At 70.1% G+C, this 25,301-nt stretch carries 21 protein-coding genes; 12 read left to right on the top strand and 9 right to left on the bottom strand.

The genetic code is table 11. The features are described 5' to 3' along the window. Position 1 precedes the first annotated feature (1 nt). Together SAHL_RS10510 and SAHL_RS10505 are read left to right on the top strand one after the other, a co-directional pair. On the top strand, positions 2–820 hold the full coding sequence (locus SAHL_RS10510; protein ID WP_123591367.1) for a ZIP family metal transporter: 819 nt from the start codon (positions 2–4) through the stop codon (positions 818–820). Positions 821–1,236: 416 nt separating this feature from the next. Continuing rightward, positions 1,237–4,686: a pyruvate carboxylase gene (locus SAHL_RS10505; RefSeq protein ID WP_123591435.1), complete on the top strand. Its 3,450-nt coding sequence runs from the start codon at positions 1,237–1,239 to the stop codon at positions 4,684–4,686. Between the two features lie 84 nt (positions 4,687–4,770). Here SAHL_RS10505 and SAHL_RS10500 read toward each other — a convergent pair whose 3' ends face one another. Further along, complete coding sequence (locus tag SAHL_RS10500) at positions 4,771–6,399, bottom strand: sulfatase-like hydrolase/transferase (protein ID WP_148045543.1); 1,629 nt, start codon at positions 6,397–6,399, stop codon at positions 4,771–4,773. Continuing rightward, a complete protein-coding gene (locus SAHL_RS10495) occupies positions 6,396–7,178 on the bottom strand; it encodes an enoyl-CoA hydratase (RefSeq protein WP_123591365.1) in 783 nt (260 codons plus the stop codon). The genes SAHL_RS10500 and SAHL_RS10495 overlap by 4 nt, the downstream gene beginning before the upstream one ends. Before the next feature lie 846 nt (positions 7,179–8,024). On the opposite strand from SAHL_RS10495, the gene SAHL_RS10485 reads away from it, so the two are divergent. The 7 genes from SAHL_RS10485 (at position 8,025) to SAHL_RS10455 (ending at position 16,651) form a co-directional block, all read left to right on the top strand. After that, positions 8,025–9,248, top strand: coding sequence for an ABC transporter substrate-binding protein (locus SAHL_RS10485; protein WP_123591363.1), 1,224 nt, complete (start codon positions 8,025–8,027; stop codon positions 9,246–9,248). Positions 9,249–9,323: 75 nt separating this feature from the next. Continuing rightward, positions 9,324–10,850, top strand: coding sequence for a CoA-acylating methylmalonate-semialdehyde dehydrogenase (locus tag SAHL_RS10480; RefSeq protein WP_123591434.1), 1,527 nt, complete (start codon positions 9,324–9,326; stop codon positions 10,848–10,850). Positions 10,851–10,872: 22 nt separating this feature from the next. Continuing rightward, the gene (locus SAHL_RS10475) at positions 10,873–12,033 is read left to right on the top strand and encodes an acyl-CoA dehydrogenase family protein (protein ID WP_123591362.1); all 1,161 of its coding nucleotides are present in this window, start codon (positions 10,873–10,875) and stop codon (positions 12,031–12,033) included. After that, positions 12,030–12,812 carry an enoyl-CoA hydratase gene (locus SAHL_RS10470; protein ID WP_123591361.1) on the top strand — a complete coding sequence of 261 codons (783 nt, stop codon included), beginning with the start codon at positions 12,030–12,032 and terminating at the stop codon, positions 12,810–12,812. Before SAHL_RS10475 ends, SAHL_RS10470 begins: the two co-directional genes overlap by 4 nt. Continuing rightward, positions 12,809–13,963 carry an enoyl-CoA hydratase/isomerase family protein gene (locus SAHL_RS10465; protein ID WP_123591360.1) on the top strand — a complete coding sequence of 385 codons (1,155 nt, stop codon included), beginning with the start codon at positions 12,809–12,811 and terminating at the stop codon, positions 13,961–13,963. Before SAHL_RS10470 ends, SAHL_RS10465 begins: the two co-directional genes overlap by 4 nt. A 30-nt stretch (positions 13,964–13,993) precedes the next feature. Beyond that, positions 13,994–14,893 (top strand): 3-hydroxyisobutyrate dehydrogenase, encoded by a 900-nt coding sequence (gene mmsB, locus SAHL_RS10460; RefSeq protein WP_123591359.1) that lies wholly within the window; start codon positions 13,994–13,996, stop codon positions 14,891–14,893. A 75-nt stretch (positions 14,894–14,968) separates the two neighbouring features. Continuing rightward, on the top strand, positions 14,969–16,651 hold the full coding sequence (locus SAHL_RS10455) for an AMP-binding protein (protein ID WP_123591358.1): 1,683 nt from the start codon (positions 14,969–14,971) through the stop codon (positions 16,649–16,651). 559 nt (positions 16,652–17,210) lie between these two features. On the opposite strand, the gene SAHL_RS10450 is transcribed toward SAHL_RS10455, so the two are convergent. The 7 genes from SAHL_RS10450 to SAHL_RS10420 all read right to left on the bottom strand — a co-directional run bounded on the left by SAHL_RS10450 (position 17,211) and on the right by SAHL_RS10420 (position 22,914). Next, positions 17,211–18,128 (bottom strand): branched-chain amino acid ABC transporter permease, encoded by a 918-nt coding sequence (locus tag SAHL_RS10450; RefSeq protein WP_123591433.1) that lies wholly within the window; start codon positions 18,126–18,128, stop codon positions 17,211–17,213. A 10-nt stretch (positions 18,129–18,138) separates the two neighbouring features. Continuing rightward, complete coding sequence (locus SAHL_RS10445) at positions 18,139–19,038, bottom strand: branched-chain amino acid ABC transporter permease (RefSeq protein ID WP_123591357.1); 900 nt, start codon at positions 19,036–19,038, stop codon at positions 18,139–18,141. 25 nt (positions 19,039–19,063) lie between these two features. After that, entirely contained in the window at positions 19,064–20,278 is a 1,215-nt protein-coding gene (locus tag SAHL_RS10440) for an ABC transporter substrate-binding protein (RefSeq protein WP_123591356.1), read from the bottom strand. Positions 20,279–20,320: 42 nt separating this feature from the next. Continuing rightward, positions 20,321–21,025 (bottom strand): ABC transporter ATP-binding protein, encoded by a 705-nt coding sequence (locus SAHL_RS10435; RefSeq protein ID WP_123591355.1) that lies wholly within the window; start codon positions 21,023–21,025, stop codon positions 20,321–20,323. Then, positions 21,018–21,770 (bottom strand): ABC transporter ATP-binding protein, encoded by a 753-nt coding sequence (locus tag SAHL_RS10430; protein WP_123591354.1) that lies wholly within the window; start codon positions 21,768–21,770, stop codon positions 21,018–21,020. Before SAHL_RS10430 ends, SAHL_RS10435 begins: the two co-directional genes overlap by 8 nt. A 182-nt stretch (positions 21,771–21,952) precedes the next feature. After that, the gene (locus SAHL_RS10425) at positions 21,953–22,447 is read right to left on the bottom strand and encodes a Fur family transcriptional regulator (protein ID WP_123591353.1); all 495 of its coding nucleotides are present in this window, start codon (positions 22,445–22,447) and stop codon (positions 21,953–21,955) included. 29 nt (positions 22,448–22,476) lie between these two features. Next, on the bottom strand, positions 22,477–22,914 hold the full coding sequence (locus SAHL_RS10420) for a MerC domain-containing protein (protein ID WP_123591352.1): 438 nt from the start codon (positions 22,912–22,914) through the stop codon (positions 22,477–22,479). Between the two features lie 62 nt (positions 22,915–22,976). Between SAHL_RS10420 and SAHL_RS10415 the strand changes: the two genes are divergently transcribed. From SAHL_RS10415 to SAHL_RS10405, 3 genes are all read left to right on the top strand, one after another. After that, on the top strand, positions 22,977–23,609 hold the full coding sequence (locus tag SAHL_RS10415) for a copper chaperone PCu(A)C (RefSeq protein ID WP_123591432.1): 633 nt from the start codon (positions 22,977–22,979) through the stop codon (positions 23,607–23,609). 13 nt (positions 23,610–23,622) lie between these two features. Further along, positions 23,623–24,462 carry a diaminopimelate epimerase gene (dapF, locus tag SAHL_RS10410; RefSeq protein WP_123591351.1) on the top strand — a complete coding sequence of 280 codons (840 nt, stop codon included), beginning with the start codon at positions 23,623–23,625 and terminating at the stop codon, positions 24,460–24,462. A 79-nt stretch (positions 24,463–24,541) separates the two neighbouring features. Next, a complete protein-coding gene (locus SAHL_RS10405; protein ID WP_123591350.1) occupies positions 24,542–25,258 on the top strand; it encodes a DUF484 family protein in 717 nt (238 codons plus the stop codon). Positions 25,259–25,301 lie beyond the last annotated feature (43 nt).

The following is a 25,301-nucleotide window of genomic DNA, read 5'->3' as shown; positions in this document are numbered from 1 at the left end:
CATGGGCCATTTCGGTTCGGGTGCCGTGGCCGACCCGCTCGGTCGAGGCGCCGGTCATGCGGTTGGCGTGAGCTTTATGTGCGTCGTGGCGCTCGGCGCGCTGGCGGGATACGGCAAGATCGCCCTTATCGCCCTGGCCGCCTTTGCCGCGATGTCTGCCGGCGCCGCGCTTGGTTACCGAGCAACGGGCTCGAGTGCGGCATGGCAGGCCCTCGACGGCGTGGCCGGGGGCGCGATGATCGCGGCGGCCTGTGTTTTGCTGCTGCCGGCGGCGATCGAACTGGACCCGCCGCTGGCGGGTCTGGGCGTAGCGCTGGGCCTGCTGTTCGGCCTTGCGCTGCACCGGGCCTGTCGGAAACGCGCCTGGCGGCCGGGTGCGCTGGGCGAATCCAGCCTGATCGCGCTGACCGTGCATTCGGCCGGCGCCGGCGTGGTCATCGGCATGCTCTACGGGCAGATGCCCGAGCTCGGGCTGTGGCTGGGCACGGTCATCGTCGCGCACAAACTGCCGGCCGGTTACGCCATCGCCCGCCGCCTGCGCGCGCAGGGCGGGGCGCTGGCCGGCGTCGCGTTGCCGGCCTGTGCGGTGGGCCTCGTGGCGGTGCCGGTGGCAACGGCCGCCGGGGTGCTGCCGCCCTCGGCCGCGGTGGGCGCGGTGTGTCAGGGGCTGGCCGCCGGCGTCTTCCTGCACGTCGGCCTGGAATGCGTGGCGCTGGAAGGGCCCGGCGGCGCGGCCGTCGAGTCGCCCGGCTGGCGGATCTGGCTGCCGGTGGGCCTCGGCATGGGCCTGATGATGGCGCTGCGTATCGCCTTCGGCTGAGCGTTCGTCTGCATGGGGCGCTCGGCATGGCGTTCGCCACCGCAGGCGGTATGCGCCCAAGGGCGATCGCCGACGGCCGATCGCGCCCATCGCTGTGTACCGCGTCGAGCGGCGCGCGGCGCGGGTCGATGTTTGCTTGGTGACCGGCGACGCGTGCGTCCGATCCGCGTGGCGGGCGGCCATGGACTCAGGCGTTGCCGGGCGGTCAGGGGACCGCTCGACCGCCGGCGACCGCGCAACTGCGTCGTGTCGATGTCTCGTCTTGCCCCGATGTCTTTACTCCTCGCGACATCGGGGCTCTTTTGGGCGCGATCGGGCGCTTGTCGTGCCGTTTCGTATACTGTAAACAGCATCCAGTTACAGAACGCATGTGGCAGCGTACGCTGGCACGCAGCGACGTTGTGTCGGGGGAGTTCATGCCGGAAAAGATACACAAGCTGCTCGTCGCCAACCGCGGCGAGATCGCCATTCGCGTCATGCGCGCGGCCAACGAGATGGGCATCCGCACGGTGGCGATCTATGCCCAGGAGGATCGCTTCGCCCTGCACCGCTTCAAGGCGGACGAAAGCTATCTGGTCGGCGAGGGCGAAAAGCCCATCGCGGCCTATCTCGACATCGAGACCATCGTCGACATCGCCCGCGCCGCCGGCGTGGATGCCATCCACCCCGGCTACGGTTTTCTGTCGGAGAATCCGGCGCTGGCGCGAGCCTGCGCCGAGGCCGGCATCACCTTCATCGGGCCGCCGGCCGAGGTGCTCGAGGCCTTCGGCGACAAGGTCTCGGCCCGGCATGCCGCCGAGCGCACACAGGTGCCGGTGGTGCCGGCCTCGGAGGAGCTGCCGGATGACGACGCCGCGGTCGAGCGCGCCGCGGCGGACGTCGGTTTCCCGATCATGATCAAGGCCAGCTGGGGCGGCGGCGGCCGCGGCATGCGGCGGGTGGAGGGCGCCGACGCGCTGCTCGGCGAGGTGGCCACCGCGCGCAGCGAGGCGGGCTCGGCGTTCGGCAACGACGCCGTCTATCTGGAAAAGCTCATCGAGCGCGCCCGCCACGTCGAGGTCCAGGTCCTGGGCGACGCCCATGGCAACGTCGTGCACCTGTTCGAGCGCGACTGCTCGGTGCAGCGGCGCAACCAGAAGGTGGTCGAGCGCGCGCCCGCGCCCTATCTGGACGCCGAGACCCGGGCGGGCCTGTGCGACGCGGCCCTGCGGCTGTGCCGCGAGGTGGGCTACGTCGGCGCGGGCACGGTGGAGTTCCTGCTCGACGTGGACAGTGGCGCGTTCTATTTCATCGAGGTCAATCCGCGCATCCAGGTCGAGCACACGGTCACCGAGGAAGTCACCGGTGTGGACATCGTGCGCGCGCAGATCCGCATCGCCGAGGGCGGCGTCATCGGGGCCGACGAGGCGTTGCCGGGCCAGGACGCCATCACCATGGACGGCCACGCGCTCCAGTGCCGCGTGACCACGGAGGATCCCGAGAACGGCTTCGCCCCTGACCATGGCCGCTTGACCGCCTACCGCAGTTCCGCCGGTTTCGGCGTGCGTCTGGACGGCGGCACCGCCTACACCGGCGCGGTGATCACGCCCTACTACGACTCGCTGCTGGTCAAGGTCACGACCTGGGCGCGCACGGTCGACGCCACCATCGCCCGCATGGATCGCGCGCTGCGCGAGTTCCGCATTCGTGGGCTGTCGACCAATCTGCAGTTCCTCGAGAACGTCATCGGCCACCCGAAGTTCGCGGCGGCCGAGTACACCACGCGCTTCATCGACACCACGCCGGAGCTGTTCGAGTTCAAGACCCGCCAGGATCGGGCCACGCGGCTGCTGCGCTACATCGGCGACGTCACCGTCAACGGCCACCCGCAGATGGAAGGCCGCAGCGTGCCCGGCGGCGTCTTCCCCGAAGCGCCGCTGCCGGCCTGCGATCTGACCGCGCCGCCGCCGCGCGGGCTCCGCGACGAACTGCTCGAGCGTGGCCCGGCCGCCTTCGGCCAGTGGCTGCGCGACCAGCCACGCGTGCTGCTCACCGACACCACCATGCGCGACGCCCACCAGTCGCTGCTGGCCACCCGCATGCGCACCCGCGACATCGCCGCCGTCGCGCCCCACTACGCGCGTCTGCTGCCGGGGCTGCTGTCGCTGGAATGCTGGGGCGGGGCGACCTTCGATGTCGCCCTGCGCTTTCTCAAGGAGGACCCCTGGGACCGGCTGCGCCGCATCCGCGAAGCCGCGCCCAACATCCCGCTGCAGATGCTGCTGCGGGCCTCCAACGCGGTCGGCTACACCAACTATCCCGACAACGTCGTGCGCTATTTCGTGGCCCAGGCGGCGGAAAACGGCATCGATATCTTCCGCGTGTTCGACTCGCTCAACGGGGTCGACAACATGCGCGTGGCCATGGACGCGGTCATCGAGGCCGGCGCCGTCTGCGAGGCCGCGATCTGCTACACCGGCGATCTGTTCGACGAAGGCCGGCCGAAATACAACCTCAAGTACTACGTCGACAAGGCGAAGGCGCTGGAGGCCGCCGGGGCCCACGTGCTGGGCATCAAGGACATGGCCGGGATCTGCCGGCCGAAGGCGGCGCGCGAGCTCGTGCGGGCGCTCAAGGAAGAGATCAGTCTGCCGATCCACTTCCACACCCACGACACCTCCGGCATCGCGGCCTCCACGCTGCTGGCCGCGGTCGAGGCGGGCGTGGACGCCATCGACGGCGCGCTGGATTCGATGAGCGGGCTGACCTCGCAGCCGAATCTCGGCTCGATGGCAGCCGCGCTCGAACACACCGAGCGCGATCCGGGCCTCGACCGTGCAAGCATGCAGTCGCTGTCCGACTACTGGGAGGGCGTGCGCAGCGTCTACGCGCCGTTCGAGGCCAACGTGCGCTCGGGCACGGCCGACGTCTATCGCCACGAGATGCCGGGCGGGCAGTACACCAATCTGCGCGAGCAGGCCCGCGCGCTGGGCCTGGCCGAGCGCTGGCCCGAGATCGCGAAGGCCTATGCCGAGGTGAACCAGCTGTTCGGCGACATCGTGAAGGTCACGCCGACCTCCAAGGTGGTCGGCGACATGGCCCTGCACATGGTCTCCAATGATCGCACCGCCGCGGAGATCGCCGACCCGAACGTCGATATCGACTTTCCCGATTCGGTCGTCGCGCTGTTCAAGGGCGAGCTCGGCTTTCCGGCCGACGGCTTCCCGAAGGATCTGCAGGCCAAGGTGCTGCGCGGCGAACCGCCGCTGACCGACCGGCCGGGCGCACTGCTCGAGCCCGTGGACCTGGCCGCGGAGAAGCAGGCCGCGGAAGCCGCGCTCGGCGCCGAGCTCTCGGACGCGGAACTGGCCTCGCATCTGATGTATCCGAAGGTCTTCGCCGACTACGTCGCGCACCGGCAGCGCTACGGCGACGTCAGCGGCCTGTCGACCCAGGTCTTCTTCTACGGCCTGCGCGGCGAGGAGGAGACCCACGTCGACATCGAGACCGGCAAGCGGCTGATCATCAGCCTGCAGGGGCAGGCCGAGGCCGACGAGGCCGGCATCGTGCGGCTGTTCTTCGAGCTCAACGGCCAGCCGCGGCCGATCCGCATCGCCAAGGCCGGCAGCGATGCCGCCGCGGCCCATCCCAAGGCGGACAAGGCCAATCCCGATCACGTCGGCGCGCCCATGCCCGGCATGGTGGTGCATACCGCCGTGCAGGTCGGCCAGGAGGTCGCCGCCGGCGAGGCGCTGCTCGGGCTGGAGGCGATGAAGATGGAGACCACCATCTCGGCGCCGCACGCCGGCCGGGTCGCCGAGCTGCACGTCTCCAGCGGCGTCACCGTCGCGGCGGGCGATCTGCTGGTGACCCTGGAGAGCGGCTAGCGGACGCCGGGCCGGCCGCCGCCCGGCCCGGCAGCTACGGGTTCGGCCCGGCGCCGGGCGAGCGGCCGCGGCGCCGACGGTCGTCTATCGGGCCGTGCGGTCGCCGGACTCGAAGGCGTCGAGGAAACGGTCGCGGAAGGCGTCCATGCGCCAGACCGGGGTCGTCGCGCCCGGCCGCATGCCCCGCGCCCACTGCCAGCCGTCGATCGCCGACAGCACGTCGGCGTCCGCGGCGATCAGATGCACGGGCACGTCCCGGGTCGCCGCGTCGCCGGTGACCAGCGGCGCGGGCTGATGATCGCCGAGGATCACCAGCACCAGATCCTCGTGGCCGTAGGTCTCGACGAAGGAGGCCAGCGTCGCCAGCGCGTAGTCGATGGCCTTGCGGTACTGGGCGCGCACGCGCTCGTTGTCCTGCCAGACCACCGATGGCGGATCGCCGGCGTCGGCGTAGGCGTCGAACACCTGGCCGTCGCCCACCGCCGACCAGTCCAGCAGCGGCGGAATCGGCGTCCACGGCGCGTGGCTGGAGATGAGCGCGACTTCGGCCATCACCGGGTCGTCGTCGCCGCGGGCGAGCTCGCGGCGCTGGAGTGCGGCCAGGGTGTACTGGTCCGGCATGGTCACCCAGTTGAAGGGCCGGCCTTCATAGCCCAGATCGTCGACGCCGTAGACGCGGTCGTAGCCGAACCACTCGCCCTCGGGCCAGGCCCGGGTGATGGCGGGCATGACCGCGACCGTTCGCCAGCCCGCCGCCCGGAAACGACGGTTGAGCGAGACGCGCTCGCTGGCCACCAGCTGCTCGTAGCGCGCCTGGTTGTCCACCCACAGCCCCGAGAACAGCGTGCCGTGGGCGAGCCAGCTCTGGCCGCCCACGGTCGGCGAGGTCAGCCAGCCGCTGCGCGCGCCGAAGCCGGCGTCGGCGAGCCGGCGTTCGAATGCGGCCAGCCGCGGGCCGATCGTGTCCGCATAGCGCGGCCGCTCGAACACGGTGCGGCCATAGGACTCGACGAACACGAACAGCACGTTTTTGCCCGCCAGCGGGCCGAAATCGGCGCCGTCGTCGGCGGTTGCCGGTCCCCTGGCCAGGCGCGTGCGGAAGACGGCGAGATCGCGCAGCGCGCGCTGGGTCTCGGTCACCCGGGCCAGCAGCAGGCGGCTGTTGTCGATGCTCGCCAGCGGCGCTCGCGCGGCTGCGGGCGCCAGCAGCAGGAGTGCGCCCGCGACCGCGAGGCCGGCGCTCGCGATCGCGGCGGCCCGACGCCGTGGTCGCGGCCAGTCCTGCAGCCCGCGCAGCCCGGCCGCGATTAGCCAGAGAAGACCGAGGAACAGCAGTGCGATCGCGGCCAGCAGCAGCGCGGCCACGCCCGGGCCGAGCGCCCGCGAGAGCACGTTCCAGCCGAAACCGGGCAGGGCGGCGTCCAGCGCCGGGTTGAAGCTGCGGCCGATGGCCAGCCGGGTCGCGAGATCGACCAGCTTGAACAGCAGCAGCAGGCCCACGGCCAGCGTCGCCCCCAGGCGCGTCGCCCGGGCCAGCGGCGCCGGCATGATCAGGACCGCGAGCACGAGCAGCGCCAGCTCGATCGGCAGGCCGATATAGGCCGTCGGCGCGGCGGGTGCGGCCGGCAGGGCGAACACCGCATAGCTCAGCGCGATGGCCAGCGGCGCGCCGACCCGGCCGCGCAGCGTAGGGCGCGGCAATGTTGCGATCACCCGTCCCGCCGGCGCAGAAACGGCGCCATGCAGCGCGCCGGCTCGTCGGTCTCGAAGGCCGCGCCGAAGACCGACACGCTGTGATCGAGCGCGGTCTCGAGATCGGCATCGGCCCAGTGCTGGTTCAGCCGCTTCTGGGCGCCGACCGCCCGCGCCCCGGCGGCGACGATCGCGGCTGCGCTCTGTTCGACGAGGGCGTCCAGCTCCTGCGCCTCCGCGACGAACTGGAAGAATCCCCAGGTCCGGGCCTGCTCGGCGTCGACCGTCTCGCCGGTCAGCGTCAGCCAGTCGCTGGCGCCCTGGCCGATCAGGCCCGGCAGCAGCGCGGCGTGCACCACCGAGGGCAGGCCGACGCGCACTTCGGGCATGCCGACCCGGGCGGCGCTCGCGGCCAGCCGGATGTCGCAGGCCGCGGCCAGCTCCATGCCGGCGCCGAGGCAGTGGCCCGGCACCCGGGCGATCACGGGCACCGGCAGCGCCCGAACCGCATCGCACAGCGCACGCACGCGGGTGATGAAGGCCCGCGCGGAATCCGGCGCCAGTGCGGCCATCTCGTGGATGTTGGCGCCGGCGACGAAGGCGCGCTCGCCGCTGCCGCGCAGGATCAGCACGCGCGGATCGGTGCGTCCGGCCAGCCACTGCAGCGCGTCGGTCAGCCCGCGCAGCACCGGCGTGCCGAGAATGTTCAGGGCGCCGGCATCGACGATCGTCAGCGTGTAGACGCCGCGGTCGTCGCAGGTCAGCCGGGCGTGCTCGAAATCCGGGATCGATGCGCTCATCCGTGTCTCCGTGTCGGTCGGACGGGGTGACGGCCGCCGTGCCCGTGCCGGAGTGGGGCCGGAAGGCGGGCGGCCGTCACCGGATGCGTCCATGTTACGCGGGCGCCGCCCGGGGCGATGTCGGTACGGCGCCCCGGCCCGCGGACGGCGGAGGTGCTGTCCGGGATGCCGCAGGCCGGCCTCGCGCGCGTCCTCGAGGACGGTCCACGCGAGCGGGGCGGGGCAATCGGCCACGGCGATGGCGGGCTGGCGGCGGCGCTCGCGCATCCACGCGTCATCGGGCAGAGCGACGCGGCCGCGCTCGTTCGGCGCCAGGCCGGGAAGCGGGGCGTTTTGGCACCGCGGGCTGCTGCGGCGGAGCCGGTCGCCGTCGGCGGCATGCCGGGCCGGGCGGTCGCGCCGGTCGCATCGCGGCTCGACGGAGCCCGCCGGGTGCCGCCGCGCTGCGACGCGCGAGCGGGGCGCGGAAACGGTCGGTCGGGTGCGGCCTGTGCGGCGAAGGGCCGGTGTGCCGGCGATCGGGGCCCGCCTGTTTCAGAGGGCTTCGCTTCGCGCGGGCGGGGTCTGTCTCGCGGCCCGCTCGGCGCTGCGTGCGGGCGCCGGGCATCGGCCTCCGCCATCGTGGATTCGGCCGTTTCGACCGCCGGGGCGCGGCCGTGATCGGCACGCCGTGGCAGGTCTTCTGAACGGCGGCGACACCGCCGCGACGGCGGTCGATTGTCGCGGTGACGCGTCCGCCGAACGCCGCGGAGCCGGCTGTTCCACCAAAGTTGAATGGGCCGCCGAACACGGCGTGCTGCATTGTGCAACCAACAACATAAAAACAACGGTGCGAGGAGGTTCGCGATGGTCAGCGTGCAACGTGTACTGGCAGGGTGCGTCATGGCGGCGGCGGTCGGGGTCGGGCTGCCGGCGCAGGCCGCGGGCAACGACGACGGTCAGGTCAAGCTCGGGGTGCTCGGCGACATGTCGGGCGTGTATTCCAGCGGCTTCTCCGGCGACGGCGCGGTCGCCGCGGTGGAGATGGCGGCGGAGGACTTCGGCGGCGAGGTCCTCGGCAAGCCGATCGAGGTGGTCTCGGCGGACCACCAGAACAAGGCCGATGTCGCCTCGGCCACGGCGCGCGCCTGGATCGATCGTGACGGCGTCGACGTCATCATGGATCTGACCAACAGCGCGGTCGGGCTGGCGGTCCAGAATCTGGCCTCCGAGAAGGGCATCATCACCATCAACACCGGCTCGGCCACCTCCGAGCTCACCGGCGCGTCCTGCACCGAGTACGGCATCCACTACGGCTACGACACCCATGCCCTGCCGGTCGGCACGGCCACGGCCATCGTCAAGAACGGCGGCAAGAAGTGGTTCTTCATCACCGCCGACTATGCCTTCGGGCATTCGCTCGAAAAGAACACCCGGGCCGTGGTCGAGGAACTGGGTGGCAGCGTCGTCGGTTCGGTGAACGCGCCGTTGAACACCAACGACTTCTCGTCCTATCTGCTGCAGGCCCAGAGTTCGGGCGCGCAGGTGATCGGGCTCGCCAACGCCGGTCAGGACACCACCAACGCGGTCAAGCAGGCCAACGAGTTCGGCATCGTCTCGGGCGGCCAGCAGCTGGCCGGCATGCTCGTGCTGCTGTCCGACATCCAGAGCCTCGGCCTGGACACGACGGCCGGGCTGCAGTTCACCACCGGCTGGTACTGGGATCGGGACGAGGACTCGCGCGAGTGGACCGAGCGCTATCTCGACAACGGCGGCACCACGCCGACCTCCCCGCACGCCGCGCTCTATTCCGCGACCATGGCCTATCTGAAAGCGGTCGAAGCGGCGGGCACCGACGAGAGTGATGCGGTACGCGAGGCCATGGGCAACAAGCCGATCGACGACTTCTTCGCCCAGGGCGGCACGATCCGCGACGACGGCCTGCTCGAGCACGACATGTATCTGCTCAAGGCCAAGCAGCCGTCCGAGTCCGAGGGGCGGTGGGACCTGGCCACCATCGAACGCACGATTCCCGGCGACCGCGCCTACGCCTCGCTGGCCGAATCCGGCTGCCCGCGCGTGGCCGAGTAGCGCGGCCGCCGCCCGATGCCCGCCGGCCTGCGTGTCGGCGGGCAGGCCTTTGATTGCAACAACGAGCGAGTCTTCATGAGTGACAGCCAGATCGACCGTATCCGCAGCGCGGGCACGGTGCCGCTTTTCATCGACGGTGAATTCGTCGACAGCCAGACCTCGGACTGGATCGAGCTGACCAACCCCGCGACGCAGGACGTGATCGCGCAGGTGCCGGTGGCCACCGACGACGAGATGACGCGGGCGGTGGCGTCGGCCCGGGCCGCGTTCCGCGAATGGCGCGACGTGCCCACGATCGAGCGCGTGCGCTATCTGTTCCGCTACCAGGCGCTGCTCAAGGAACACCAGCAAGCCATCGCTGCGGTGCTCTCGGAGGAGACCGGCAAGACCTTCGCCGACGCCATGGGCGACGTCTGGCGCGGCATCGAGGTGGTCGAGCACGGCTGCGGCATGACCACCCACATGATGGGCGAGACCACCGAGAACGTGGCCCGCAACATCGACACTCACAGCTACGTTCACCCGATCGGCGTCTGTGCCGGCATCACCCCGTTCAACTTCCCGGCGATGATTCCGCTGTGGATGTATCCGCTGGCGGTGGCCTGCGGCAACGCCTTCATTCTCAAGCCCTCCGAGCAGGACCCGCTCACGCCCACCATGCTCACCGAGCTGTTCGCGCAAGCCGGCTTTCCGAAGGGCCTGCTGCAGGTGCTGCACGGCGACAAGCGCCAGGTGGATTTCCTGCTCGATCATCCGGACGTCCGGGCGGTGTCCTTCGTCGGCTCGGTGCCGGTGGCCGAGCACGTCTATCGCCGCGGCACCGACAACCTCAAGCGCGTCCAGGCGATGGCCGGCGCCAAGAACCACATGATCGTCATGCCGGACGCCGACAAGGCGCAGGTCGTCTCCGCGCTCGTGGGCTCGTCCTGCGGTGCGGCGGGGCAGCGCTGCATGGCGATCTCGGTGGCCGTGCTCGTGGGCGAGGCCACCCGCGACTGGGTCGACGACATCGAGGCCGCGCTGGCCGACATCCGCCCGGGCGCGCCCGGGGACGACGGCGCCGCCTACGGGCCGCTGATCAACCGCAAGGCGCGTGATCGCGTGCGCGAGATCATCCGCGGCGCGGCCGTCGAGGGCGCCGACGTGCGTCTGGACGGCGCCGACTGCGTGGTCGAGGGTTATCCCGACGGCAACTGGGTCGGGCCGACGCTGTTCGACAACGTCACCACCGGGATGCGCGTCTATCAGGAGGAGATCTTCGGACCGGCGCTGTGCGTGATCCACGTCGACACGCTCGAGGAAGCGATCGAGCTGGTCAACGCCAACCCCTACGGCAACGGCACCTCCATCTTCACGCGCTCGGGCGCCGCGGCCCGCAAGTATCAGCACGAGACCGAGGTCGGGCAGGTCGGCATCAACGTGCCGATCCCGGTGCCGGCGCCGTTCTTCTCGTTCACGGGGTCCAAGCATTCCTTCTTCGGCGATCTGCACGCCTACGGCAAGCAGGCGGTGCGTTTCTACACCGAGACCAAGACGGTGCTCTCGCGCTGGCCGGAGACCGACGTGCCGGACGGCCCGAACATGACGATCAACATGAAATGACGGACGTCGGCGGCGGTCCACGATGAACTTCGACCTGGACGAGACCCAGCGCGCACTGCAGGAGGCCGCGCAGGATTTCGCCCGCGAGGCGCTCGCCCCCGAGGCGGCGCGCTGGGATGCGGAGGCGATCTTCCCTCGCGAGGTCATCGCCCGGGCCGGCGAGCTCGGTTTCTGCGGCCTCTACACGCCGGAGGACCAGGGCGGGCTCGGGCTGGCCCGGCTCGACAGCGCCCTCATATTCGAGGCGCTGGCCGGCGGCTGCACCTCCACTGCGGCCTATATCAGCATCCACAACATGGCCACCTGGATGGTGGCCACCTTCGGCGGCGATGACGTGCGCGATCTATGGTGCGGCGAGCTCGCCGCGGGCACGAAACTCGCCTCCTACTGCCTCACCGAACCGGGTGCCGGTTCCGACGCGGCCGCCCTGAAGACCAAGGCGGTGCGCGACGGCGACGACTACGTGCTCACCGGCAGCAAATGCTTCATCTCCGGCGCGGGCGATACCGATCTGCTGGTGGTCATGGCCCGCACCGGCGAGGCCGGGGCAGGCGGCATCAGTACGTTCGCGGTGCCGGCCGACGCCGAGGGCATCGGCTACGGCCGCAAGGAAGCCAAGATGGGCTGGAACAGCCAGGCCACGCGCACGATCACCTTCGACGGTGTGCGCGTGCCTGCGGCCAACCGGCTCGGGGCCGAAGGCGAGGGGTTCGCCATCGCCATGAAGGGGCTGGACGGCGGCCGCATCAACATCGCCGCCTGCTCGCTCGGCACCGCCCAGGCCGCGCTCGACGCGGCGCGGGCCTATCTGGGCGAGCGCGAACAGTTCGGCCGCCGGCTCGCGGATTTCCAGGCGCTGCAGTTCAAGCTCGCCGACATGGCCACCGAGCTGATCGCCGCCCGCCAGATGGTGTGGCTGGCGGCATCCAGGCTCGACGAAGGCCACCCCGAGGCGACCGCCTTCTGCGCCATGGCCAAGCGCCTGGCCACGGACCGCTGTTTCGATGTCTGCAACACCGCGCTGCAGATCCACGGCGGCTACGGCTATATTCGCGAGTACCCGCTCGAGCGGCACGTGCGCGACGTGCGCGTGCACCAGATTCTCGAGGGGACCAACGAAATCATGCGACTGATCATCGCCCGCCGCGTACTGGCGGACGACAACGGAGACCGACTTCGATGAGTAACGGCGAACCCACCATCGAGACGCGCGGCCGGATCGCGATTCTCACGCTCGACCATCCGCCGGCCAACACCCTGTCCGTGACCGCGCTGTCCGGGCTCGAGGGCCGGCTGGCCCGTATCGAGCAGGATCGTGCGATCGACGCGATCGTGATCACCGGCGCCGGTGATCAATACTTTTCGGCCGGCGACGACCTGGAAATGTTCCGCAACGCCGATCGTGCCGGCGCGCGCGAACTGGCACGGCTGCTGGCCGCGGCGGTGGCCCGCGTGGCCCGTTTCCGCGGCCTGACCGTGGCCGCCATCAACGGCTATTGCCTGGGCGCCGGGCTGGAATTCGCGCTCGCCTGCGACGTGCGCATCTGCGAGGAGCACGCCCAGCTCGGCCTGCCGGAGGCGCGGGTCGGCCTGCTGCCCTGCGGCGGCGGCACCCAGCGGCTGCCCTGGCTGGTGGGCGAGGGCTGGGCCAAGCGCATGATTCTCTGCGGCGAGCACGTCGACGCCGAGACCGCCCAGCGCATCCGTCTGGTCGAGGAGGTAGTGCCCCGCGGCGGCGCCTTCGACGCCGCCATGGCGCTGACCGAGCGCGCGGCGCGCCAGAGCCCGCGGGCCGTGGCCGCCTCCAAGCGGTTGATCGACGGCACGCGCCTGAGCGCGCTGGAGACCGGCCACGCCCGCGAGAGCGAAGCCTTCGCCGCCCTGTTCGAGACAAACGATCCGAACGAGGGCGTGAGCGCGTTCTTCGACAAGCGCGATCCGGTCTGGACGCGTCCGTCATGACGACGACCGACGCACCCGTGCTCATCGAAGAGCGCCCCGCCGGCGACGGCCACACGGTGGCCTTCGCCTGTCTCAACGCCGAGCGGGCGCTGAACTCCCTGTCGCAGGCGATGATCGCGATCCTGCAGCCCAAGCTGGCCGAATGGGCCCGCCGCGACGATGTCGCCGCGGTGGTGCTGCACGGTGCCGGCGAGAAGGCCTTCTGCGCCGGCGGCGACGTCATCGGCATTCACGCCGCGCTGCGGGCGGCCGACGGGGCGCCCAGCGCCGACGCGGAGGGTTTCTTCGCGGCGGAGTATCGGCTCGATCACAGCGTGCATCGGTTCCCCAAGCCGGTGCTGTGCTGGGGCCATGGCATCGTCATGGGCGGCGGCCTCGGCCTGATGGCCGGCGCCAGCCACCGGGTGGTCACCGAAGCCAGCCGCATCGCCATGCCCGAGGTCACCATCGGCCTGTTCCCGGACGTCGGTGCGAGCTGGTTCCTGGGCCGCATGCCGGGCGGCATCGGGCGTTTCCTGGGCATGACGACCACGCCCATGCGCGCCGGCGACGCGCTGTGGTTGAACATGGCCGACTTCCGGCTCGACGGCGACGATCGCGAGGCGGTGTTCGAGGCCCTGACGACGCTGCGCTGGAGCGGCGAACGCGCCGCCGACGACGCCCGTCTTGCCCAGCTGCTGCGTCGCTTCGAGGACGGCGACACGGCGGCGACCGAGCGCCGCGAATCGCCGCTGTTCGAGCGCCAGGCCACCATCGCCGGGCTCGACGATGCCGCCGACGCGGCCGCGTTCGTCCAGGGCCTGCAGGCCGCCGCCAATCAGGACGCCTTCTTCGAGCACGGTGTCCGGGCGATCGCCGGCGCCTCGCCGACCTCGCTGGCGGTGGTGCATCGCCAGCTCGCCGGCGATCCGCGCGCCGCCATCGAGACCGTACTGCAGCGCGACTACGCCATGGCCGTGGCCTGTGGCCGGCGGCCGGATCTGGCCGAGGGCATCCGTGCGCTGCTCGTGGACAAGGACAAGCAGCCGGCCTGGTCGCCGGCGCGGCTGGCGGACGTTCGCGAAGCCGACGTGGACGCACACTTCCGGCTGCCCGACGACTATGGCGGCCCGCACCCGCTGGCCGATCTGTCGGCCGACGGGCCGGGCTGAACCACCAATACACTGCGAGAGGAGACTGCCATGAGCGCCACCGTCGGATTCATCGGCCTGGGCAACATGGGGGCGCCGATGGCCGCCAATCTGATCGAGGCGGGCTATACGCTGACCGTGTTCGATCTCGCCGAACAGGCCACCGCCGACGCCGCGGCCCGGGGCGCGCGGGTGGCCGAGAGCGCGGCGGCCGCAGCGGCCGAGGCCGAGTTCGTCATCACCATGCTCCCGGCCGGGCCGCAGGTGGAGTCGCTCTATCTGGGCGAGGGCGATCTGCTGGCGGCGGCCGATGCCGACACCCTGCTCATCGACTGCAGCACCATCGACGCCGAGACCGCGCGCCGGGTGGCCGGAGCCGCCGGCGAGCGCGGCATCGCGATGCTCGACGCGCCGGTCTCGGGTGGCGTGAACGGCGCCAAGGCCGGCGGGCTGACCTTCATGGTGGGCGGCGAGGCGGCGGGTGTGGAACGCGCCACGCCGCTGTTCGAGGTCATGGGCAAGGCGCATTTCCACGCCGGGCCCGGCGGCGCCGGCCAGGTCGCCAAGATGTGCAACAACATGCTGCTGGGCATCCTCATGACCGGCACCTCGGAGGCGCTCAACCTCGCCGTGGCCAACGGCCTGGACCCGGCCGTGGTCTCCGAGATCATGAAGAACGCCTCCGGCGGCAACTGGACGCTCAACGTCTACAACCCCTATCCCGGCGTGATGGACAACGCCCCCGCCTCGAACGGCTACAAGCCCGGCTTCGGGGTCGATCTCATGCTCAAGGACCTCGGGCTGGCGATGGATTCCAGCGTGGCCAACGGCGTGTCCACGCCGCTCGGCTCGATGGCGCGCAACCTGTATTCCATGCACAGCCAGGCCGGCAACGGCGGCGCCGATTTCTCCAGCATCATGAATCTGCTCAAGGGGCAGGGCACGACCTAGCGCGGCTTCGCACCGCCGACACAACAACAACGCGGGCGCCGCCCCGGCGGCCGTCCCGCGCAGGAGGACACCACGATGGCATCCGTCGACGCGTTCAAGGCCGTCCGGCAGCAGCTGCTGGAGCGGCGGGAAGACTATACCGAGGCCTACGAGATCTTCGAATGGCCGAAGCTGGACACGTTCAACTGGGCGCTGGACTGGTTCGACGACTACGCCGCCGACAACGATCGGCTCGCCCTCTGGCTGGTCGACGCCGATGGCAGCGAGGAGCGCTACAGCTTCGAGGACATGCGGCGTCGGTCCAACCAGGTCGCCAACTTCCTGCGCGCCCAGGGCGTCTCCCGCGGCGACACGATCCTGCTGATGCTCGACAACGTCGTCGAGCTTTGGGAGACGATGCTGGCCACGATCAAGCTCGGTGCCGTGGTCATTCCGGCGACCACGCTGCTCTCGCAGAAGGACCTGGGCGATCGGCTCGGCCGCGGCGGGGTCACGCACGTGGTGGCCGCCGAGGCCCACGTGGCCAAGTTCGAGGGGGTGGCCGACGGCCTGACGCGGATCGTCGTCGGCGCGCCCGTCGGTGAATGGGCCGCCTTCGAGCAAGCCTATGCCGAAGACACCGGGTTCACGCCCGAAGGCGTCACCCGCGCGACCGATCCGCTGCTGCTCTATTTCACCTCGGGCACCACGTCGCAGCCCAAGCTCGTGCTGCACACCCACCAGAGTTACCCCGTGGGTTCGCTGTCGACGATGTACTGGCTCGGCCTGCAGCCGGACGACATCCACTTCAACATCAGTTCGCCCGGCTGGGCCAAGCACGCCTGGTCCAACCTGTTCGCGCCCTGGGACGCCGGCTGCACGGTGTTCGTCTATCGCACACCCCGCTTTTCCGCGCCCGAGGCCCTGCAGGTGATCGCCGACAAGGGCGTGACCAGCCTGTGCGCCCCGCCCACCGTCTGGCGGTTGCTCATCCAGGAGGACCTGTCCGCCTACGACGTGAGCCTGAAAAGCCTGGTCGGCGCGGGCGAGCCGCTCAATCCGGAAGTCATCGACCGCGTGGGCAGGCTCTGGGGGCTGTCGATCCGCGACGGCTACGGCCAGACCGAGACCACGGCCCAGATCGGCAACTCGCCCGGCCAGGAGATGAAGCCGGGCTCCATGGGGCGGCCCCTGCCGGGCTATCGCATCGCGCTGCTCGATCCCTTCGATCAGGAGCACGACGAGGGCGAGATCGCGATCGACGTCCGCCACACCCGGCCGCTCGGGCTGATGCAGGAATACCGCGACGACCCGGAACGCATGGCCAAGGCCCTGCACGACGGCTACTACCGCACCGGCGACGTCGCCCGTCGCGATGCCGACGGCTACTACTGGTACGTCGGCCGCGCGGACGACGTGTTCAAGAGTTCGGACTACCGCATCAGCCCGTTCGAGCTGGAGTCCATCCTCATCGAACACGAATCCGTGGCCGAGGCCGCGGTGGTGCCGGCGCCGGACGAGATGAAGCTGTCGGTGCCCAAGGCCTACATCGTCCTGCGCCGCGGCCACGAACCCGGCAGCGAGGCGGCGAAGGCGCTGTTCGCCTTCTCCCGGGAGCGGATGGCGCCCTATCAGCGCATCCGTGAGCTCGAGTTCGCGGAACTGCCCAAGACCATTTCCGGCAAGATTCGCCGGGTCGAGCTGCGCGCGCACGCCGCTGAGCGCAACCACGGCGAGCACGGGTACGCGGAGAGCGATTTTCCCGAACTCCGGGCCTGAGCCGACGGCGGGGCGGCGCCCGCCGGAAGCCCGGCACTGAATCGTTGTTGTGCGGCGGATTGGCCGCCCCGTCGGGGTTTCGGGGCGGCTCTTTTTTTCGGCCGCTTCGGGCGCGACGCGGGCTCGGCGCGCCGCCAGCCCCGTGGCCGAGCGGCTGTCGCAGCGCTCCCGTTCCAATGCCGCGGACAGGCGGCGTCGCGCCCCTGTCGAGGGCGCCCGCGGCTCCAGCCCAGGAATCGACGCCCCCGATACGGCACGGACGCTGTCGCGCCGATGCGGCGCGCGGCGACGCGGATGCCGGAACGAACGCGGGGGGTGACGTCGCGGGATAACGGCCGGCCCGCGGGCGGCGCGGTGCACGGCGGCGGGCGTTTCAGTGAGCCGCGTCGGGGCGGGCCCGGTGTTACGGCTTTGCCCAGCTCAAGGCGTGGCTGCAACCCGCCATGACGCGTACGCACCGCTGGGCAGCGCCATGCCTGCGCCATTCAACGCCGGCTCGGCGACTGCCTGCCGCCCGCTGTTAATCCGCGCGGGCGACGGTTGATGCGCTCGACGGCGCCTAGGCCGATTTCGCGCCGAGACGGCGCGCCAGCTCGCCCACGAAACCGCGGCGGAACAGCAGCACGCAGACCACGAAGATCGAGCCAATGGCGACCTGAACCCAGGATCCGAAGCCGGCGAGCTCGTTCTGCAGCGTCACGATCGTCACCGCACCGGCGACGGGGCCGAACAGCGTGCCCATGCCGCCGAGCAGCGTCATCAGCACGACCTCGCCGGACATCTGCCAGTGCACGTCCGTGAGCGATGCGAACTGGAACACCAGCGCCTTGGTCGCGCCGGCGGTGCCGGCGAGCGCGGCCGAGATCGTGAACGCGATCAGCTTGAAGCGCTCGACGTCGTAGCCCAGCGACCGGGCCCGGGGTTCGTTCTCGCGGATGGCGGTGAGAATCTGGCCGAACGGCGAGTGCACCGTGCGGTAGATGATGAGAAAGCCGATCATGAAGATCGCGAACACGACGTAGTACATCGCGATCGGATCGCTCAGATCGACCACGCCCAGCAGGGTGCCGCGGGGCACGCCCTGCAGCCCGTTCTCGCCGCCGGTGAACGGCAGCTTGAGGGCGAGGAAGAAGATGATCTGGGCCAGCGCCAGCGTGATCATCGCGAAATAGATGCCCTGGCGGCGGATCGCCAGGCTGCCGAAGATCGCCCCCAGCACCATCGCGAAAAGGGTGCCGACCAGGATGCCCGGCAGGGGGCTCAGGCCCCAGACCTTGACCGCATGGCCGGTGATGTAGGCCGCACCGCCGAAAAACGCCGCATGCCCGAACGACAGCAGCCCGGCATAGCCCAGCAGCAGGTTGAAGGCACAGGCGAACAGGGCGAAGCAGAGCAGCTTCATCGCGAACACGGGGTAGACGAAATGTGGCGCGATCAGGCCCGCCACGATTAGCACGATCCAGAAGACACGGTTCATGACGGACATTTCAGACGACCTTGCCGAACAGGCCGGCGGGACGGATCAGCAGGACGACGACCATGATGAAGAAGATCACCGTGTTGGCCGCCGGCGGGTACAGCGCCTGCGTCAGCCCCTGTACCAGACCGAGCATCAGCCCGGTGACGATGGCGCCGAGAATCGAGCCCATGCCGCCGATGACCACGACCGCGAACACGGTGATGATCAGATCCGCCCCCATCAGCGGGCTGACGGAATAGATCGGCGCGGCCAGCACGCCGGCGAGCGCGGCCAGCGCGACCCCGAAGCCGAAGGTGAGGGTGACCATGCGGGGCACGTTGATGCCGAAGGCCTCCACCAGTTTGGGGTTCTCGACGCCGGCCCGCAGTACCGCGCCCAGCGAGGTGCGCTCGATCACGAACCAGGTCGCGAAACAGACCACGATCGAGAGCAGGATCGCGAACAGCCGGTACTTGGGAAAGTACATGAAGCCGAGGTTCACGATCCCGGACAGGCTCTCCGGCTGGCCCGGATACGGGGTGCCGGAGATGTTGAAGTAGTTGGCGAACAGGCCCTGCAGGATCAGCGCGATGCCGAAGGTGAGCAGCAGGCCGTAGATATGGTCGAAGTCGTACAGCCGCCGGAGCAGGAAGCGCTCGATGAGCATGCCGAGACCGCCGACCAGCAGCGGCGCGACCACCAGGGCGGTCCAGAAGCCCATGTGCCAGTCGGGCTGGCCCAGCCACGGTCCCAGATACGAATAGCCGATCAGTGCCACGAACGCGCCCAGCATGTAGAGCGCGCCGTGGGCGAAGTTGATGACGTTGAGCAGCCCGAAAATGATCGCGAGGCCCAGGCTGAGCATGGCGTAGAACACGCCCTGGCTCAGCCCGAGCATCGTCTGGGCCAGAATCGCGTTGAGACTCATCGCGCGTTCGCTCCGGTGCGGGCCGTTATTCGTCGAGCAGCGGGCAGGCGCTGTCCTCGGTGGCGATATAGGCCTGATCGGCCGGGATGGTGCTCACCACCTCGAGCAGATCCCACGGGCCCTCGGACTCGCTGGGCTGCTTGACGCGCACCAGGTACATGTCGTGCGGCATCAGGCCGTTGGGCTCGATCGAGCCGTCCTTGACGAAGAAGTCGTTGATCTTCATGTCGCCCAGCTCGGCGCGCACGGCGTCGGCCTCGTCGGTGCCCGCGGCCTCGACCGCCTTGAGATAGGCCAGCGTCGAGGAATACACGCCGGCGTCGACCATCGTCGGCATCTCGTCGTGCTTCTCCAGGAAGCGCTGCGACCACTCACGGGATTCCTCGGTGCGGTCCCAGTAGAAGGCGGTGGTGAACTGCAGCCCCTGGGCGGTCTCCAGACCCAGCGCCTTGACGTCGGACAGGAACACGAGCATGCCCGCCAGCTTCTGGCCGCGGTCGACGATGCCGAATTCATGCGCCTGCTTGATCGAGTTGACGGTGTCGTTGCCGGCGTTGGCCAGGGCGATCACGTCGGCCCCGGAGCTGCTGGCCTGCAGCAGATAGGACGAGAAGTCGCTGGTGGCCAGCGGCGCGTTGACCTCGCCGACGACTTCGCCGCCCAGGTTCTCCACCACGCGGGCGGTGCTCTTCTGCAGCGAGTGGCCGAAGGTGTAGTCGGCGGTGATGAAGAACCACTTCTTGCCGCCGTTCTCGACCATCGCCGTGGCGGTGCCCACCGGCAGCGCGTAGGTGTCGTAGACGTAGTGGATGCCGTACTTCGAGCACTGGCTCTCGGTGAGCTCCTGCGAGCCGGCGCCCGTGTTCATGGTGATCGTCTTCTTGTCCGAGGCCAGGCCCTGGACCGCCAGCCCCACCGCGGAGTTGACCATGCCCACGATCATGTCGACGTTATCGCGGTCGATCCAGCGGCGGGCGATCGAGGAGGCCACGTCGGCCTTTTCCTGATGGTCGGCCGAGGTCAGTTCGATCGGCTTGCCGAGGACTTCGCCGCCGAAGTCCTCGATGGCCATCTCGGCAGCGATGACCGAACCCGGCCCCTCGATTGCGGCGTAGACGCCGGACATGTCGGTGAGCACGCCGATCTTGACGCTGCCGTCGGACGGCCCGTCGGCCGCCTGCGCGGCGCCGAACATCAGCGCGCCGGTCGTGCACACTGCGGTCAGAAATGGCTTGTTCATGGTCTCCCCCGGTGGGTTGTCGTTCGTGTTGTGAGCGTCCGATCAGACGCTGAGGAACGCGTTGATGCGTTCGCGTTTATCCTCGGCCTCGTGCGCGGCGACGACTTCGGCCACCGCGCCGTGTTCGATGATGTAGTGGCGATCGGCCAGCGGCGCGGCGAAATGGAAGTTCTGCTCGACCAGCACGATGGTCAGCCCGCGGTCGCGCATCTGGCGGATGGTCTGGCCCAGGGTCTGCACGATGACCGGCGCCAGTCCTTCGGTGACTTCGTCGAGCAGCAGGACACGGGCCCCGGTGCGCAGCACCCGCGCCATGGCCAGCATCTGCTGCTCGCCGCCGGACAGCTGGGTGCCCGTGCTGCGCCGGCGCTCGGCCAGGTTCGGGAACATCGCGTAGATCTCGTCGCGGCTCATGCCGCTGTCGCCCAGCCTCGGCGGCAGCGCCAGGTTCTCGTCCACCGTCAGGCGCGAGAAGATGCCGCGTTCCTCGGGGCAGTAGCCGAGCATGCCGATGCGGGCGATCTTGTGCGTCGGCTCCTTGATCACCTCGCGGCCGTTGAGCCGGATGGAGCCGGTGCGCTTGTCCACCATGCCCAGAATCGACTTCAGCGTGGTGGTGCGGCCGGCGCCGTTGCGGCCCAGCAGCGTGATCACCTCGCCCTCGGCGACCGACAGCTCGATGCCGTGGAGGATGTGCGACTCGCCGTACCAGGCGTGCAGATTCTCGATGGCGAGCAGTTCAGGCATCGGCCGTCCCCATGTAGGCCTCCATGACAGCCGGATCGCGCGAGACCGTCTCGTAGGGCCCTTCGGCCAGGATCTCGCCGCGGTTGAGCACGGTGATTGTGTCCGCCAGGCGCGAGACCACCTGCAGATTGTGCTCGACCATCAGGATCGTGCGGTCGGCGGCGACCTGACGGATGAGCTCGGTCACCTTGCCCACGTCCTCGGCGCTCATGCCCTGGGTCGGCTCGTCGAGCAGCATCAGGCGCGGGTCCAGGGCCAGCGTCGTGGCGATCTCGAGCGCGCGCTTGCGGCCGTAGGCCAGTTCCACCCCCAGGGTGTCGGCGAACTCGGCCAGGCCGACCTCGTCCAGCAGCGCCATGGCGCGGTCGGTCAGCGAGTCCAGCATCTTCTCCGAGCGCCAGAAGTGATAGGCCTTGCCCTGATGGCGCTGCAGCGCGACGCGGACGTTGTCCAGCACCGACAGATGCCCGAAGATCGCCGAGATCTGGAACGAGCGGACCATCCCCTGACGGGCGATCGCGGTCGGCTTGGCGCGGGTGATGTCGGTGCCGTCGTAGACGATGGAACCGGCGGTCGGTGTGATGAAGCGGGTGAGCAGGTTGAACACCGTGGTCTTGCCCGCGCCGTTGGGCCCGATCAGCGCGTGGATGCTGCCGCGGACGACGTCGAGGTCGACGTTCTCGACGGCGGTGAAGCCGGCGAACGTCTTGGTCAGCCCGCGGGCCTGCAGGATGGCATCGCTCATCGGCCCGCGTCCGCGCCGGCTCGACGCGGTTCTCGCTCGTTGCTCCGCACCATAGATCGTCGCTTTTGTTCTGGCGATCGCCGGCGGCTGCCGGCTTTGATCCGAGTCTAGCGGTGCGGTGCGTCGGGTCGTTATGCCACCTTAGTCGATGACGATGGAATGCTGTTTCGTACAGCGATCGGTCAGTCGGCGGCGGCGCAGCGCCGGCAGATGCCGCCGATCTCGATGGTCTCGTGATCGACGGTGAAGCCGCTGCGCTCGGCCTCGCGGGCGATCGCGCTGTCGACCGCCGGGCCGGGGATCTCGGCGACGTGTTCGCACCGCCGGCAGATGAGGAACTTGGGGTGGCCGCGCTCGTGGCCCGCATCGCAGCCGACGAAGGCGTTCAGCGACTCGATCTTGTGCACCAGCCCGGCCTCCAGCAGGAAATCCAGCGCGCGATAGACCGTCGGCGGGGCGGCATTGCCGCGTTCGGCGCTGATCGCGCTCAGCAGATCGTAGGCCTTGGTGGGCCGGTGGTTGTCCCAGATCAGCTCGAGCACCCGGCGCCGGATCGCGGTCAGCCGCAGCCCGCGCTCGGCGCAGAGCGCGTCCGCACGGGCCAGCGCCCCGCGAATGCAGGCGTCGTGATCGTGGCCGGGAGCCTCGAATACGGTTTGGCCAAACGTGTCACTCATGATGCGTACAGCATGGCATGGGCGGCGTATCAGCCGGGCGGGGCCGGCTGCGCCGCATGGTGGCGATGATCGTGCAGGGCCCGCGTGAGCACGAAGTTGCGCACGTGGGCGGCGGCCAGCACCAGCCCGCCGGCGACGGTGACCGTGCGCTCCAGCGCCTCCGTGCCCATGGCGTGGACCACGAAGGCGGCGACCACCAGGGCCAGCACGCCGAGGATGCCGAGCACGGCCACCAGACGGCTGCGGTGACGCCGGCAGCCCACGCCCAGCGCGATCGCCGTGGTGGGGATGACCACGATCAGAATCAGCTGATGGAAGGTCTCGTGCTCGACCACCGTGAAGCCCAGCACCGGAAAGACCGCGATCAACAGCGGCAGGGCCAGGCAATGCACCAGGCACAGTCCGGACAGCGCGACTGCGGTCTTGTCGAGTTTGCCGGTAAAATTGCTGGATGACGCGCGGCGCACGGCAAGGCCTCCCTGGCGGTTGCTTTGCGTTAATATATAACATTTGTACAGGAGGGGCGATGATGCAGCGTTTCCAACGGCCCGCGGGCCTCGGCGTGGCCGTCCTGCTGGCGGCGGGCCTGTCGGCCTGCGGCCAGTCCGAAGCACCCGGCTGCGGCGGCCTCCAGGTGGGCGATCCCTGGGTGCGCGAAGCGCCGTCGGGCATGGACGTCATGGGCGCCTATTTCACGCTCGACAACAGCGGCGACGACACGGTCGTCGTCAACGGCGTGAGCAGCACCCAGTTCGAGCGCGCCGAAGTTCACGAAACGGTGGTCAACGACGACGGCCAGGCCAGCATGCAGCCGATGGAGCGGGTCGTGGTGCCCGCCGGCGAGCGCGTGGCCTTCGAGCCGGGCGGGCGCCACGTCATGCTGTTCTCGCCCAGCCAGCCCTACGCCGCCGGCGACCAGGTCGAGCTGATCCTGTCCTGTGGCAGCCAGGATGCGGAACTGCCCGCGGCCGCGATCGTGCGCGCCAACGCGCCGGGCGTCGCCACCGATGCGGACGCGGAGCCGGGCATGAACCACGAGGACATGAATCACGGCGACGCGGACGGTAACGCTGGCGAGGCCGACGAAGAGCCGGCCGGCGAGGACGCCGCGGGCGAGAACGAGACCGCGGGCGCGGCCGACGACTCGGCCACCGCCGAATAGCCGCGGGCGCTGCATGACACTCGCCTTCACCAAGATGCACGGCCTCGGCAACGACTTCGTCGTGATCGACGCCACCGCCACGCCGATCGACCTGGACACGGCCCGGGCCCGGCGGATCGCCGATCGCCGGTTCGGCATCGGCTGCGACCAGATCCTGCTGGTCGAGCCGCCGCGCAGCGCCGACGCGGACTTCGGCTATCGCATCCTCAACGCCGACGGCAGCGAGTCCGGCCAGTGCGGCAACGGCGCGCGCTGCTTTGCGCGTTTCGTGCGCGAGAACGGGCTCACCGATCGGGACACCATCACGGTCGACATCCGCGACGGCCGCATGGTCATCGAGGCGCTGGGCGACCATCACTACCGCGTCGCCCTGGGCGTGCCCGAGTTCGACCCGGCGCGCATCCCGCTGGCCGGCTTCGACGCCGCGCCCGGCTACAGCCTCGACGATGTCGCCGGCAGCCGGGTCACCTTCGCGGCGCTGGCCATCGGCAACCCGCACGCGGTGCTGCGGGTGGCCGACGTCGACACCGCGGCGGTCGACACCATCGGCCCGGCGCTGGAATCGCATCCGGCGTTTCCCGAGCGCGTCAACGTGGGCTTCCTCGAGCCGCTGGCCCGCGACCACGTGCGGCTGCGGGTGTTCGAGCGCGGCGCCGGCGAGACGCTGGCCTGCGGCAGCGGCGCCGCGGCGGCGGTGGTCGCCGGCATCGCCGCGGGCGATCTCGACCCGACCGTGGCCGTGGATCTGCCCGGCGGGCGGGCGCGCGTCGACTGGGCCGGGCCGGGCGAGCCCGTGTTTCTGTCCGGCCCGGCGGAGCGCGTGTTCGACGGCAAGCTGGTATCGTCTGGATGAAGGGTGGACCGCGCGCCGGCGACCGCATCATCGGGGTCGAGGCGCAGACGGCGTCAGGCAACGCAAGAGATGTTTCGCAATGAACGAAGCCGAGAAGCAGACCTCCACGCCCCAGCTCGACGAGGCCGAGATCGCCGCCTATCTGCAGGCGCATCCGGACTTCTTCGACCGCTACCCGGCCGCGCTGGAGGCGCTGCACGTCGCCCATGACAGCGGCAACGCGGTCTCCCTGATCGAACGCCAGGTGGGCGTGCTGCGGACCCACAACCGGCAGCTGCAGTCGCGTTTCAACGAACTCATCGAGACCGCGCGCGCCAACGAGCAGCGCGTGGTGCAGATGAACCGGCTCGCCAAGGTGCTGGTCGAGGCCGAGGACGCCGCGACCATGGTCCGCGAGCTGGACTACTGCATGCAGCAGCACCTGGACGTGGACCACATCTACATCGGCCTGGAGGGCACGACCGCCCACGCCGACGGCGAGATCCACGCCCTGGGCAGCGACGCCGAGGCCGACCGCGCCCTGACCAACGTCTTCCGCCGCGGCAAGCCCATCTGCGGGCCGCTGTCGGCGGACCAGTCCGAGGCCCTGTTCGCCACCGACAGCCACGACGTGCCGGCCCTGGCCAGTGCGGCCATGATTCCGCTGGGCAGCCGCGGCGTGCACGGCGCGCTGGTGCTGGCCAGCCGGCGGCCGCAGCGCTTCGTCCCCGAGGTGGGCACCCTGTTTCTGGAATTGATGGGCGAGCTGGTCACCGCCTCGCTGCAGCGCCTGCTCGGCCCGGACGTCCTGCCGTAGGCGCGCCGTGCCCGCCGTGGGCCACGACCCGCCCGGCCGGCCC

The organism is Salinisphaera orenii subsp. halophila YIM 95161 (assembly GCF_003732545.1).
Taxonomy (GTDB): domain Bacteria; phylum Pseudomonadota; class Gammaproteobacteria; order Nevskiales; family Salinisphaeraceae; genus Salinisphaera; species Salinisphaera orenii_A.
This window is presented reverse-complemented; position numbering and strand designations above follow the sequence as displayed.

Coding starts and splice junctions, on each gene's coding strand:
- SAHL_RS10510 (WP_123591367.1), top strand. CDS start 2: ATGGGCCATTTCGGTTCGGGTGCCGTGGCCGACCCGCTCGGTCGAGGC.
- SAHL_RS10505 (WP_123591435.1), top strand. CDS start 1,237: ATGCCGGAAAAGATACACAAGCTGCTCGTCGCCAACCGCGGCGAGATC.
- SAHL_RS10495 (WP_123591365.1), bottom strand. CDS start 7,178: ATGAGCGCATCGATCCCGGATTTCGAGCACGCCCGGCTGACCTGCGAC.
- SAHL_RS10485 (WP_123591363.1), top strand. CDS start 8,025: ATGGTCAGCGTGCAACGTGTACTGGCAGGGTGCGTCATGGCGGCGGCG.
- SAHL_RS10480 (WP_123591434.1), top strand. CDS start 9,324: ATGAGTGACAGCCAGATCGACCGTATCCGCAGCGCGGGCACGGTGCCG.
- SAHL_RS10475 (WP_123591362.1), top strand. CDS start 10,873: ATGAACTTCGACCTGGACGAGACCCAGCGCGCACTGCAGGAGGCCGCG.
- SAHL_RS10470 (WP_123591361.1), top strand. CDS start 12,030: ATGAGTAACGGCGAACCCACCATCGAGACGCGCGGCCGGATCGCGATT.
- SAHL_RS10465 (WP_123591360.1), top strand. CDS start 12,809: ATGACGACGACCGACGCACCCGTGCTCATCGAAGAGCGCCCCGCCGGC.
- mmsB (WP_123591359.1), top strand. CDS start 13,994: ATGAGCGCCACCGTCGGATTCATCGGCCTGGGCAACATGGGGGCGCCG.
- SAHL_RS10455 (WP_123591358.1), top strand. CDS start 14,969: ATGGCATCCGTCGACGCGTTCAAGGCCGTCCGGCAGCAGCTGCTGGAG.
- SAHL_RS10450 (WP_123591433.1), bottom strand. CDS start 18,128: ATGAACCGTGTCTTCTGGATCGTGCTAATCGTGGCGGGCCTGATCGCG.
- SAHL_RS10445 (WP_123591357.1), bottom strand. CDS start 19,038: ATGAGTCTCAACGCGATTCTGGCCCAGACGATGCTCGGGCTGAGCCAG.
- SAHL_RS10440 (WP_123591356.1), bottom strand. CDS start 20,278: ATGAACAAGCCATTTCTGACCGCAGTGTGCACGACCGGCGCGCTGATG.
- SAHL_RS10435 (WP_123591355.1), bottom strand. CDS start 21,025: ATGCCTGAACTGCTCGCCATCGAGAATCTGCACGCCTGGTACGGCGAG.
- SAHL_RS10430 (WP_123591354.1), bottom strand. CDS start 21,770: ATGAGCGATGCCATCCTGCAGGCCCGCGGGCTGACCAAGACGTTCGCC.
- SAHL_RS10425 (WP_123591353.1), bottom strand. CDS start 22,447: ATGAGTGACACGTTTGGCCAAACCGTATTCGAGGCTCCCGGCCACGAT.
- SAHL_RS10415 (WP_123591432.1), top strand. CDS start 22,977: ATGCAGCGTTTCCAACGGCCCGCGGGCCTCGGCGTGGCCGTCCTGCTG.
- dapF (WP_123591351.1), top strand. CDS start 23,623: ATGACACTCGCCTTCACCAAGATGCACGGCCTCGGCAACGACTTCGTC.
- SAHL_RS10405 (WP_123591350.1), top strand. CDS start 24,542: ATGAACGAAGCCGAGAAGCAGACCTCCACGCCCCAGCTCGACGAGGCC.